At 49.2% G+C, this 12,151-nt stretch carries 11 protein-coding genes, 1 tRNA gene and 1 riboswitch; of the genes, 2 read left to right on the top strand and 10 right to left on the bottom strand.

Annotation, left to right across the window (positions count from 1 at the left end; all coding sequences use genetic code 11):
- Positions 1 to 315: 315 nt before the first annotated feature.
- Positions 316 to 443, bottom strand: a riboswitch (cobalamin riboswitch).
- 74 nt (positions 444 to 517) lie between these two features.
- Both OCV63_RS08655 and OCV63_RS08650 read right to left on the bottom strand, forming a co-directional pair.
- On the bottom strand, positions 518 to 1,402 hold the full coding sequence (locus tag OCV63_RS08655) for a 4Fe-4S dicluster domain-containing protein (protein ID WP_158363438.1): 885 nt from the start codon (positions 1,400 to 1,402) through the stop codon (positions 518 to 520).
- Positions 1,403 to 1,512: 110 nt separating this feature from the next.
- Positions 1,513 to 2,049 (bottom strand): hypothetical protein, encoded by a 537-nt coding sequence (locus tag OCV63_RS08650; RefSeq protein ID WP_158363437.1) that lies wholly within the window; start codon positions 2,047 to 2,049, stop codon positions 1,513 to 1,515.
- A 358-nt stretch (positions 2,050 to 2,407) separates the two neighbouring features.
- Between OCV63_RS08650 and OCV63_RS08645 the strand changes: the two genes are divergently transcribed.
- Positions 2,408 to 2,478 (top strand) — tRNA-Trp (locus tag OCV63_RS08645).
- Between the two features lie 101 nt (positions 2,479 to 2,579).
- Here OCV63_RS08645 and OCV63_RS08640 read toward each other — a convergent pair.
- The 3 genes from OCV63_RS08640 to OCV63_RS08630 all read right to left on the bottom strand — a co-directional run bounded on the left by OCV63_RS08640 (position 2,580) and on the right by OCV63_RS08630 (position 4,442).
- On the bottom strand, positions 2,580 to 3,314 hold the full coding sequence (locus OCV63_RS08640; protein WP_317245825.1) for a translation initiation factor 2: 735 nt from the start codon (positions 3,312 to 3,314) through the stop codon (positions 2,580 to 2,582).
- Between the two features lie 254 nt (positions 3,315 to 3,568).
- The gene (locus OCV63_RS08635) at positions 3,569 to 4,006 is read right to left on the bottom strand and encodes a DUF4869 domain-containing protein (protein ID WP_158363445.1); all 438 of its coding nucleotides are present in this window, start codon (positions 4,004 to 4,006) and stop codon (positions 3,569 to 3,571) included.
- Between the two features lie 181 nt (positions 4,007 to 4,187).
- Positions 4,188 to 4,442 carry an ADP-ribosylglycohydrolase family protein gene (locus OCV63_RS08630; protein ID WP_158363444.1) on the bottom strand — a complete coding sequence of 85 codons (255 nt, stop codon included), beginning with the start codon at positions 4,440 to 4,442 and terminating at the stop codon, positions 4,188 to 4,190.
- A gap of 400 nt (positions 4,443 to 4,842) precedes the next feature.
- On the opposite strand from OCV63_RS08630, the gene OCV63_RS08625 reads away from it, so the two are divergent.
- Positions 4,843 to 5,376: a WYL domain-containing protein gene (locus OCV63_RS08625; protein WP_470365367.1), complete on the top strand. Its 534-nt coding sequence runs from the start codon at positions 4,843 to 4,845 to the stop codon at positions 5,374 to 5,376.
- A 74-nt stretch (positions 5,377 to 5,450) separates the two neighbouring features.
- Here OCV63_RS08625 and OCV63_RS08620 read toward each other — a convergent pair whose 3' ends face one another.
- The 5 genes from OCV63_RS08620 to OCV63_RS08600 all read right to left on the bottom strand — a co-directional run bounded on the left by OCV63_RS08620 (position 5,451) and on the right by OCV63_RS08600 (position 12,067).
- On the bottom strand, positions 5,451 to 6,065 hold the full coding sequence (locus OCV63_RS08620; RefSeq protein ID WP_158363434.1) for a DUF4230 domain-containing protein: 615 nt from the start codon (positions 6,063 to 6,065) through the stop codon (positions 5,451 to 5,453).
- Positions 6,066 to 6,158: 93 nt separating this feature from the next.
- The gene (locus tag OCV63_RS08615) at positions 6,159 to 9,515 is read right to left on the bottom strand and encodes an ATP-binding protein (protein ID WP_158363433.1); all 3,357 of its coding nucleotides are present in this window, start codon (positions 9,513 to 9,515) and stop codon (positions 6,159 to 6,161) included.
- Positions 9,490 to 10,119 (bottom strand): DUF4194 domain-containing protein, encoded by a 630-nt coding sequence (locus OCV63_RS08610; protein ID WP_158363432.1) that lies wholly within the window; start codon positions 10,117 to 10,119, stop codon positions 9,490 to 9,492. The genes OCV63_RS08615 and OCV63_RS08610 overlap by 26 nt, the downstream gene beginning before the upstream one ends.
- 39 nt (positions 10,120 to 10,158) lie before the next feature.
- On the bottom strand, positions 10,159 to 11,496 hold the full coding sequence (locus OCV63_RS08605; protein WP_158363431.1) for a Wadjet anti-phage system protein JetA family protein: 1,338 nt from the start codon (positions 11,494 to 11,496) through the stop codon (positions 10,159 to 10,161).
- A 31-nt stretch (positions 11,497 to 11,527) separates the two neighbouring features.
- Positions 11,528 to 12,067, bottom strand: a complete 540-nt coding sequence (locus OCV63_RS08600) for a TetR/AcrR family transcriptional regulator (protein WP_158363430.1) — start codon at positions 12,065 to 12,067, stop codon at positions 11,528 to 11,530.
- Between the last annotated feature and the right edge of the window lie 84 nt (positions 12,068 to 12,151).

Genomic DNA, 12,151 nt, shown 5'->3' with positions numbered 1-12,151 from the left:
TCTAATTTCACAACCGTCCCGTTTTCATGCCCGCCTCCGCGCGGGCCTTTTTCGTTCAAGAGAGCGCCGGAGGCGGTCTTTCCTATAAAGCAAGAATAGAATCCTGCAACGCAGGATTCTCCGCCTGCGGCGGGTCGCGTAAGCGACATACTGCCCCTCCGCCGCAGTACGATCCCCCGGAGCACTTTTTTTGTGTCATAGGACGAAGTTCCCTATGACACAAAAAAAGATCTGCTTTGACAGATCTCTCCCTTGTTCGTTACCTGATATCAACTGTGTGTCATATCTATCCGGAACCGCTTTCCACGGAAGCCTGTCCATGTTCCACAGAGACCAGGTATCCTGGCTTACAGCTACGCTGCTTACAGTGACCGGATCGCTCAGGCATCTCACCTGATTCCCCTGTTTTATGCGGATCGCATACTCTCTGCTTTATACCTTTGTCAGTGTAGCATACAGACGGGCTTTCGTCAATAAAATATACCCTATGGGGTTTCCCTTTTTATAAATAGGGAGCTTATCCCAGCAATGCTTTTTCCACGTTCTCGAAGCCCAGGCGCTCGATGGTCTCGGCGAAGCGCTCGCCGGGCAGACCATTATCCCTGAAGAACAGGATGGCGCGCTCGATGACGTCCATGGCTTCCTCTTTGGATGTGAACACTTTACCGAGTGCCCGGCCATGAGAAATCTTCTTTCCCCAGCGGCCTCCGATATAGATCTTGAAGCCATAGGTGCTTTCCTTCATGGCGTCAAAATGGCATTTGCCGCGGCAGCGGCCGCAGTGAATGCAGACCTCCGGGTCGATGTGGAGCTTCTTATCCACGACCTTAGCCGCGCCCATGGGACAGACAGCCTCGATGGCGCATTTTTTACAGCCCTTGCAGACAGACTCATCGAAATTCGGGACGCTCTGGCCGATGATACCCAGATCGTTCAGGTTCGGCTTTACACAGTTGTTCGGACAACCGCCCACCGCGATCTTGAACTTATGGGGCAGCTTCACATCGTGATAGCCCTTGTAGAACCGCTCATGAATCTCCTCGGAAATGGCGAAGGAATCCAGAAGGCCGTACTGGCAGGTGGTTCCCTTGCAGGATACCACCGGGCGCACCTTCGGGCCGGTTCCGCCGGTCTCCAGTCCTTCCTTTGCGATATAAGCCCGGAACGCCTCAATCTTCTCATAGGGGATGCCCTGTACCTCTACAGTCTGTCGGGTAGTAAAGGTCAGATTCCCGTTGCCGAACTGCTCCGCCGCCTCCGCCAGGCACCGCTGCTGGGCCGCAGTCACCTTGCCGTTCACTGTGAGAACCCGGGCGGAAAAGTTATCCGTGCCCTTATTATTCAGGAAGCCCTGGCCTTTCAGGCGTTTTTCCTCGTCTGCGCTGATGGTTAATGCTGACATCGTTTTTCTCCTTTGTGTTCGTAATTTTTCTCAATCACATTTACTATAGCACTTATTTTGCGATTTGAAAAATGATATGATTTTATAGAATTAACAGGCTTTACCTGTCACTATTCCCTGATAAGCATATCCGACAATTCTTCTGCCGTCTTATCCGGGTATTTCACTACCAAATCGTACAGCGGCCGGATGCTTTCTACGTCTTCTTCCACTTCGTCCGCTATCTGAGCGAGAGCTTTTCCCTTGGCATATTTCTTTTTGAGCTGGGATAACAATTTCTGAGCAGCCCCTTCTGCCAGGCCTTCTGCACGGCCTTCTGCTCGGCCTTCTGCTCTCTGATATTCCCGTTCTTCCTGTTCGTCATACTCTGTCAGTATCATCCTGCACACCTCCATTCCATGTTTTGTCAGGATATCTGCCAATATTCCCCTGTCAATGCACCGCTTGATGCTAATCTCCGTTGCCTCTTCCAGGGACCAGCCTTCATCCATCTTCCAGCGAATCTGCGCGATGAACTCCGCATAATCTGATAATCTACGGCATTTCCGCATCATGTCATTATTCCGGCCTGCATTGATATTCAATACGGTCGCTTTACACTCCAGACAAGGTTCTCCTTCTTCCCGATCCGGTTCTCTCCTTTTCATTATACGTTTTCCTTCTCCTTCCTGCAAGGGAATAGAATAGCTTTTTTCTGTTACATTTTTGCATACTTCGCCCTTCGGGCGTACTTTGGGTGTGTTGATTTCGAACTGAAATCCAGACCTTTATCTTTCGTGAACAGCCGCGGAAGACACCGCGCTGCATATCGTGTAAAAAACAAACCATGCCGACAGAACACCCGTCATTCCGACTTTACATATTCTTTATCGACATTGCTATTTTACCAATTTATAATAATTTTGACAAGAGCTTCCTTTATTTTTTTCAAATTTCATTTATTTCAAAAATAACACTTGACATTCCACCCCTTTTCATGGTATAAATATTAAGCACATTTGATACAGGGGATTGGTCAAATGGCATGACAGGGGTCTCCAAAACCCTTAGTGGGAGTTCGATTCTCTCATCCCCTGCTAAGAAGCCTGAAAGCGGAATGCTTTCGGGCTTTTCTTTTTTACCTACCCTGATATACCAAAAGGACCTATAAGGCCTGATACCTTATAAGTCCTCTCCCTTAGTCTAACTCTATCCGTTCTATTACGTCCAAAATTCTTTCCCTTATTTTTTCATTCAAATACGATGAATTCAATTCTTTTTTTGCGTAACGCAGATAGCTGTCTCTTGTCTTCTGTATCAAAAATGCAGTAAAAAATCTCTCCCAGCTAAAATACTTTTCACTTTCAATATAATCTTCCGGTGCATTCAGAACCAATGAAATTTCCTTATCTTCTATCAGATTTGCTTTCAAAATCAGCCATTCAAAGGATTCCGGCAGATACAGTACAATCTCCTGGTGCCCTCGAATCAAATTTGTAATCTTCTCCATTTCTGAGCCAAATGCAGCTCCGTCGGCAATAATCACCAATGATTGTGCTTGCTCCTGTTTCATATATTCCGATGCTACCGCAAATATATTAGACTTTCCCTCTGCACTCTTACATTCTATTCCTTTTCTGCCTGAAACTGTCTTAAAAAACTGATAGCCTGAATTCGAATCCTCCGTAAGAATCTGGTATGGTTTTATGTTTTTACGATAATCTTCCACATTATACAGGTGATAAAACTCCTGATATGTCTGCTTCAGTTCCCCATATTTACCCGAATTACGTATTCCGTAAATCTCATTCACACTGTAAGGAAGCGAAGGAATTCCCTCCCGGGTCGCTATCACATAGTAATTGTCGGTTTTCTGAATACAGGCTGCAAACTCATTTGTAAAAATGAATTCGTTTCCCTCGTCTATGAACACGATACTGTTGCGTATCTCCTGTAATTCTATTTCCCATCTTTTTCCGGACAGAGTTGTACAGGCTTTGTCACATTGCAAAGTGACGCCACTGGCTTCCCCGTTTTCATCAAATTCCCGCACCATATCGATCAGAGTGGTTTTCCCCGTCGCGCTGTCCCCACGGATAACGGTGAGATTTCTCTTAAGTACAAAATCATATTGTATACGCTTATTTCGTATTACAATTCTGTGCTGTCCTTTCATCTCTTCTCCTCTCAGACATATAAACCCGCAATCGGCACCAGTTCCTTCATGCTGCGAACCACCTGGTTGGTATTTAAAATCCGAATAGTAAAAGCTCCATCGCCAAAATTCATCAAATGACGCAGATTAATGGTAAGCTCCTGCTTCTCCGCCATTTTCAAAATCCATTTGGCACAATTATCGCCGCAGGTAGACGCATTAAATATTTTATCCGGCTCGTTCTTAAGCAGGAGCAAGGTTTTTACACCACCAGACAAGCTGACAGGCGCTATTTTCCCGAGAACCGGGCTGTCTATCACGCCTCCTCCCAACACCTCAGATTTATCCACATCCCTTATCATCTCTTTTGCGAAGGGATCTGTAATCCAACTATCCTCATACCTGTTTTTAAAATAAATCGCCGTATTGAAAATAGCTTCCTTCATTGGGCCGTAGTAAACATTCAGCATTGGGCATCTCTCCTTTTGATACATAGGAATTCTGGAATTATCTTAGCATACTTTGCAGGAAACGTCATCCTCTTTATTCTGAATTTAATCCGCTCCAAAGTTTCACAGACCCACATTCTTTGTTTTTCAGTCATTTGAAATTCCTTCCATTTTTTATTTCATACTTTTATTTTCATTTCTATTAATTCCAATTCAATATATTTTCTATCATATCTTTTCTCTGCAATTTTTCCATCCATTCAGCAGGAATACCATCATATCCATATAAAATTCCTGCCAATCCGCCTGCAACCGCCGCTGTAGTATCAGTATTCCTCCCCAGATTAACGGCCTTTAACACACACGCTTTATAATTATCTGTCTTCACCAGACACCAGAGAGCCGCCTGCAATGTTTCCATTACATATCCACCGGAACTAGCTACTTCTTTTATCAATACCGTATTTTCCAATTATAAAACCCAGGCTTGTGCCTCTATTTCAAATTATTTACAAAAACGAAAACTGGAATTAGAACAACTTTTTTCTGGCTCTGAATTAGATGACAAAAATAAGCAAATAGCTATAGAACAGATTCTCTCTTCTGAGGAGAAAAGATTAATTGAAAAAAACACCTTTTATCTCTCTTTAAAAGGCCAAAGCAAGCTCTACCATTTTTCCAAATCTAATATCGAATATCTGCTAGATGACTGTAATGAAGAAAAATACTATAGCCGCCCCGGTCACTATATCCGTTCTGTGATAGAGGAATACTGTTCTCTGCCTTTTATTGAACGGGAACGAATTTATAAACAAGAGCTATATAACAAAATAGAAAATGCATGTCTACGAAAACAGGTGTTAAAAATCAAAGTTACTTTAGGCGATAAGCAATTATCTGACCAGGAACAGCTCTTTTATGTTTATCCTTATCGGATTCTCTCCGATCCGCTTCATACTCGTTCCTATCTGGTTTGTTATTCCAGAAAAGCCGGACAGAATGACAGTGACAAAATCATTGCTTCTTTTTCTATGGCAAGATTAAACCATCTGACAGTACTTGAGCAAACCTTTTACTTAAATAAAAAAGAAATCTCTCATATTGAAAAACAGATTACAAAGTATTCTGCCGCCTATCTTATCGGTAAGCCGGAACAAATCACGGTAAAACTGACAGATGAGGGAAAAAGAATTTATCGTTCAAAATTATCTTCCCGTCCCGAAAAAATAGAAGCTCTTTCTACCGATGATGTCTATGTATTTGACTGCTCTCTGCGTCAAGCATTCAACTATTTCTTCTCTTTCGGAGCGGACGCTGAGATTCTCAGCCCTGATGAGTTAAGGAATGAATTTATCGAGAACTATTCTTCTGCACTGACGATATATCGTTAATTTACATTTTCATACAAAAAGGTTGACACGTATGAACCTTTCGCTCTGTCCATAAGTGTCAACCCTTTTTGCGTCTACTCCGAAAACCTCACCACCAGCTCCCGCTCCCCGATAGCGCCTGCAAAGAGCCCTGTAAGCAGCTGCCTGGTCTGAGTCTTCGCTTCGGCTTTCAGGCTGTCAAAGTCGGCTTTTTCTTCTACATCTTTCTGGGCCGCGGTCATGCCGTCCAGGACGTCGGTTTTCTTGCCCCAGTTCAGGAGGGCGGCTTTCTCATCGTAGAACTGGATGGAATCAGAATCCACCACGGTGTCCAGAATCTGGACTGCCGGGAGGGTCAGCCGAACCTCCTTGTCGGTGATTTTGATGTCCGCCTGGGACAGGTCCACGCCGGCCCTCACTTCGGCCCGGTAGGTCATGGTGAAGGACTTCTGGGTCAACAGCGGTATGCTGCCGTCAGAGTAGTAGACCAGCCCGTTGTAAGTTAGCTTGGCCGTGGTCAGCTCGCTGACCATATCCAGCTTGTCGCTGATGAAGCTGCTGGTGATCTGCGTCTCGTTCTTCGGCGCAAAGCGGTTCGCCACGAACACGACGGCTGCCGCTATCACTACAATCTCGATAAAATGCAGAATTGTCTTAAAGCCTACCCGTCTCCTGGGCCGCTCTTCCCGTTCTCTCTTCTCTCTCCTCATACCTTCCCCTTTCCTTCCGGATACCCCGGCATTTGTATTCCCATATTTTCCATCGTACAGCAGGGGCTCGATTCTCCTGTCGCAGCCTGTCTCTTATTCCTCCGTCACCAGCTCGCCAAAATCCTTCTTTTCAAACTCCTGAATGGAAATGTTCTTCTTATTCAGGTTCGCGTACACGAAGGTCTTGTCCACATTTTCGATGTAGTTCTGGATCTTGTCGTTGGTGGCGCTGATGATGGCCTGGAAGCCCAGACTCCGAATCAGATCGATACAGCTTGCCACCTTCTCGGCGTCCATCTTGGAAAAGGCCTCGTCCAGCACTACCAGACGAATCGTGGGCCGTCTGGACGCCCGGGCAGACAGGTTGATGCGGTAGGCCTGGGCGAAGCTGGCCAGAAGCGCAATGTACAGCGGGTTCTGACCCTCGCCTCCGGAATTCTTCTTGATCATTTTGCTGAGGCCGATGACCAGACGCTGCTCGTCGCCCTCCACGATCTGTTCCATCTCGAAGGACAGATAAGTCCGGTAATCCGCATATTTCTCCATGTTCTTCCGGGCCTCCTCCAGCTCTGCAGCCGTAGCGTTCTCCGGTGGAATGAAGAGATCCAGAAGCTCGCTGATCATGTGTCCGTACTTATTTTCATGGCTCATGGAAAACAGGTTCATCTGATGATCTACGGACACGGACAGAGTGGACGGATCGATATCCAGATCTTCATCCATGAACATATCGTAAAATTCGCCGTCCCGGCCTTTGCTGCGGCCAATGCGGAACTGGTAGCGGTCCTTGCCGAAATCCAGATTCCGGATGATGCGGTTCAGCTCGTCCCGGCGCACATAAGCCTCCCGGATGGCGCTTCGAATCTTGTAGATAAAGTCTTCTTTAAAATGCTCCACCGCGGATTTCGCCTGGGCTCCGGCCTTTTTCTTATAGTCTTCCAGCTCGCCGCACTGAAGCTGTGAAAGCAGCTTCTGATAATCGCTGTTGTCCTCGGCAGACGCGGAGAAATCCCGCTGGGGATGATTTTTCAGGTAGGCGGTCCGCACCTCTACCAGGGCGCTCTTCTGCTTCCCACATTCCTCCGCTGCCTGCTCGATGGCCGCGGCGGTCTCCTCCAGGAGACGCGCGTAACGGGGATTCTTATATTCTCCGATGTAAATCTCAAAGGCCTCTTCGTCCTTCCGGGAACCGCGAAGGGCCCGCTCCGCCTCCACCAGCTCCTCATTTTTACCGGTGAGGCCGGCGCTTCCATTTTCGAGGGAACGTTCCTTATCCCAGATCTGGCGCTTCACCCGATCGAGCTCCTCCTTTACGGCGTTCTGCTTCTCCGTAATCTCGGTTCTCTTCGTCTTCAGCTCCTCCACGATGCCGGAGTTCAGCTCTTCCATCCGGTTCTTCAGATCCGCAAGCTCCTTCTCCTTCTGCTGCTTCTCTTTCACATCCTCCAGGAGTCTCTGGTACTCCTCCGTGGCGTCGGACAGATACTCATGGGCCAGAATCTCAGACGCCACATTTTCTGCTTTCTTGAACTTCTCGATTTTCTCATTCAGCTTTTCAAGCTGGGCGGACAGCTCCTTCTGGCGCTGCTGCTTACTCTTCTCACCGATGTAGGCAAATTTCGTATAATTATCGGGATTCAGGCGGCGCAGCTGATAATTCTGGTACAGGCGGCAATCCGCGGTCACACCGATGCGGCACTGTCTGAGTTCCTCTGTATTCTCGCATTTCTGCACATTTCCCAGCAGAAAATCCACATAAGCCTTCACGTAAGCCTCTCCCGCCTTCACCTCTTCGGCCAATGCGCCCGGCTTCACATGCTGCTCTTCCTTCATCAGGCGCTCCGTGTCTACCACGGAAACCCGCCAGTATTTTTTCGGATCCAGGGTCTCGTATACAGCCATGGCGTCCTTCACGTACTTCGGCTCCACGATCAGGGCCAGCTTGTTCCATGCCAGGAAGCCCTCGATGGCGTTGCGCCATTTTTCATCGCGAATCTCCAAAAGATCCGCCAGAATCCGCACCTGCACCCGTTTTCCGAGACTTTCGTACAGCTGGCGTTCGATTTCCGCCCGGGCATAGGTCAGCTCCTTCGGATAGGAGGTCTTACCGGAACGCAACTCCGCAAGCTCGCTCTCGATAAGCCTCGTCTCCTTCTTCAGGGTCCGCATCTCGGAAGCCGCCTCGCGCTGCTCGCCGTCGGCCTCCCCGTGTACCCCGGCCAGAGATTTTTTCAGTCTTGCAATCTCCTCCGCTGTGATTTTTCCGGTCTGAAATTTCTCGATATCATTCAAAGCCTGGTTGGACACGCTTTCCACATGCTCCCAGGACTCCAGCCTCGCGCCCAGGGCGTTCCATTTCTCCTCGCTTCGGCCCAGACGGGCATAAGCCTCCTCCAGGTTCCGCAGCTTCTCCTCCAGAAGGGCATAGCCGGTATCGGTGAGCTGGATGTTGATCTCATGGTACTGACGCTCCAGGTCATCTGACTCGCCCCCGATCTCCTGCTCCTTCTCCTTCAGAAGGGCCAGATCCGCCTGCCACAGCCCCAGCTGCTCCTGGGTTTTGCGGATCTCTTCCCGAAGCTGCAGCACTTTAAGCTTCTCCTGCCGGTAACCGAGCGCGGCCTGCTTCTCCTGCTCCGCGGCAAAGGCCTGATACTGCTCCCCGATCCGGGCCAGCTCCTGGATTTCCCGCATGGCGGCCTCGATTTTCCGGCACATGCGGCCATAGAGCTGCACGCTCTCCTGCATATCCTCGATGTGGATGTCCTGCTCCATGCAGATGTATTCTTTTACAAAATCTTCCAGCCTAATATTCATGCGGAAGGGAATCGCCCGTTTGAACAGACGCGGGAATTTCTCCATATCCAGGCCGCCCAGGTAGACGTCGTAGAGGTTCCGGCGGAAGCGCTCGTTATTGGATGTATAAAAGTACTCCTCTTTGGGAAAATGCTTCTGCAGATATTCCCGCACCTCGCCGGTGGTCATGGTGCGCTCCCCGGTCCGGTAATCCCCCGGAATCATGCCGCCCTTATGCCAGAAGAACAGACGGCCAATTTGATTGTTGGAGGTGTCCACGTCAAAGACCACGCCAACGCACTCCTTCTCCTTCGTGGCGCTCTGCTCCATTTCCAGCACGATGGTAGAGGAAAAGTTCCGATTTCTCCGATAGGAAATCTGGTTATTTTCACCGATGTTGATCATACCCCGCAGGTACTCGATCAGGCTTCGGTCGGAGTCATCCGCCGCCGCCTTGTTAAAGAAACCCCGGCCATCGGTATTGGCGTACAGGACGATCTGCATGGCGTCGATGACCGTAGACTTGCCGCTGCCGGAATGTCCGGTGAAAAAGTTGATGCTCTCGTTGAGGCTTAAGACCTTCCGGTCGATGTAGTGCCAGTTGTTGAGCCCGATTTTCGTAAATATTTTATAAGCCTGTGTCTGCTGTTCCATCTTCCGACTCCTCTTCTGTCTCCTCAAATGTGTGTACCAGCTCTGCCGCGTCCTCCCTCAGAAGCGCCAGATTCACGCTGGGGTAAATCAGGATTCTGCAGGCCTCGCCCATCTCCTCCAGGCCGTCCAGCAGATCCACCATCTGATATTTTTTCAGGGCCGCAAAGGCGCGCTTCTGCTCGGTAATCGAGGGCAGCCCCCGCACCAAGCGGAATTCGCCCAGCTTCCCGTTCAGCTCGCCCACCGTGGTAAAGGCTTGGGTGCTGCCTGACACCGCCGCCATTTTTTCATCGTAAATCAGCTTCAGGAGCAGCAGATACAGGGTCGTCAGCTTGGTCAACCGCTCGCCCTGCTTCTCCGCGCCTTGAATGTAAATAATTCCCAGCTCGTAATTCTGGTGAATGGTGATTCCGGCCACGGCAAAGTATTCCGTTAAAAATGCCATATGGTCGGCGCAGAATTCATACTCCCGATCGGAGGCCATCCGGCCGCTCTTTTTATCGTATTTCCGGTCCAGCAGAAAGGTCTGGGATAAAAGCCTCCGGATGACCTCCTGCATGGTTTCCTGTTCTATCGTGTTCCATTCCTGGTATTGCTCCAACATATCGTGTTCCTAATCCTCTTTCTCTGCTTTTTCCTGCTGTCATTCGGTTTTTTGCATAAAAAATGCCATCTTCGGGTACCGGTAGCCTCCGTCTTCCAGCTGCTCCTCCTGCACCACCACCCGGTAGGGGCTCTTGCGCCGCACGGACAGGTCGTAGGCCAGAATCAGCTTTTCGAAATCCTCGTCATTTTTAAGACTGATGTGGTCGGTCTCCAGCACTCCGTCCTCCATATGGGCCCCGATAAAGTCCTCGATTTCCTTTCTGGTAAATCGGTGGCGGATCTGGTTCATCTCCAGAATTTCTTCCCGGGACAGCTCCTTCGGTTTCTCCTCCACGGTCAGGTCGTCCTCAAACCGCTTCTTACGCCGCTGCCGGTACAGGGGCTGTTCGTTCAGCACCGAGATGCCGGTAAGCTGCATACGCTCCGCCACCTGTGTGATCTTTTCCAGCTGCTCCTCCGGCTCCTGATCGGCTCCCAGATGATTTAAAAGCTGCACCAGCAGGCCGTGGCGCTCGGTTTCGTCACTTAAGAGATAATTCAGGCGGCTCACCGTGGCCCGGATGTATTTGCTGTGCTCCCGGTCCATATTGGCGATGCGGTGCTCGATGTCGTCGAAGCCGCGCTCGATCTGATCCACCAGTTCCAGCATCTCTCCCTCCTGCTCCGGGGCCACATCCGGATCCTCCCGAAGTTCCCGGAGACACCGCTTGATATCCGTCTTGTAAATGTAGAAATTGTCGCTGGTCTTCAGGATATGGTACTTCTGCTGTACCGCCGTCTCCACGTAGCCGTCCAGATGCTCTTTCAACAGATTCTTATAATCCTTTTGCTCCAGCAGGCGTTCAAAAAATGTATCCATGTTGTGAAGCATGTCCTGCAGAGCCTTGTTCAGCTTCTTCGTGTTGACCAGGGCCGTCTTCAGCATGGACAGGCTTTTCCGCCGGTCATTTTTATAGGAAAAGAGGGTGGCGTACACATTCTGGATGTAAATTTGCGTCTCCTCCATCTGTTCGTTGACCAGGCGGTCGAAGGCGTCGATCAGTACCGCCGCATAATCGGGGATTACGATATTGACCGTCATGGTCGTGTAATCCTCCACCCGCCGCAGCCATTTGTGGCGCAGCAGCCAGCTTAAAATCCGGCCCGGCAATGCGCTCTTCTCCTCTTCCTCGGTCTCGTCCTCCTCCCGCTCGAAATTCCAGGAGGCTTCCCGGCACATTTCCGTCAGGATCTGGGCGCAGGCCTCTTTACTCAGGAAATAATTGTTGTATTGGTATTCGTCATTGATGGCCAGCAGAGCCTCGATGTATACATCCCGGTTGCCCGAGCGGAACAGGCTCCAGAATTCTGCCGGTATCTCATATAAAAACTGCACTTCATTCTCCTTCTATAGTCGGTTTTAATTGTTATTGTGAACGCAGTGAACAATAACTCGTAATCTGATCCGCGATCATTTCCGCCGGCTCCCGCTTTCCGTTTTTCTCCCACTGAATAAACACATTCAGCAATGCTCCGCCATAGAAATAGAGTTCGTAGACCGGGATTTTATAATGGGGCATGATGCGCTTCATCATGTAATCGTTCATGGCGTCCTGGATGATGTAGTGGAGCTTCGCGTCCACCAGCTTCAGGATAAACACCGAATAGCGATCGAAATATTTAAGCGCAAAAATGATGCTGCTCCGGTCATGGAAACGTCCCACCTGCTCCTCCCTGCATTCGCGGATATAGCCCGCCACGATCTCGTGAAAGAAATCAGTCAGCGCGTCCTCCTTTGTCTCATAATAATGATAAAAGGTCACCCGGGACACGCCGGCCCGCTTTACGATGTCCGACACCTTGATTTTCTCATATTCCTTTTTATCCATCAGGGCAAAAACCGCCTCGCCGATACACATACGGGTGAAGCGGGTTCTTTTATTGTGATTTTTGGAAAATAAATTCAAAGTAATTTCTCCTTACAGATACTTCGCAACGAAAATAACACCTGTATGAGCAGAGCATTTCTGCACACACAGGTGTTATTATAA

This window comes from Laedolimicola ammoniilytica (assembly GCF_025567165.1).
Lineage (GTDB): Bacteria > Bacillota > Clostridia > Lachnospirales > Lachnospiraceae > Laedolimicola > Laedolimicola ammoniilytica.
This window is presented reverse-complemented; position numbering and strand designations above follow the sequence as displayed.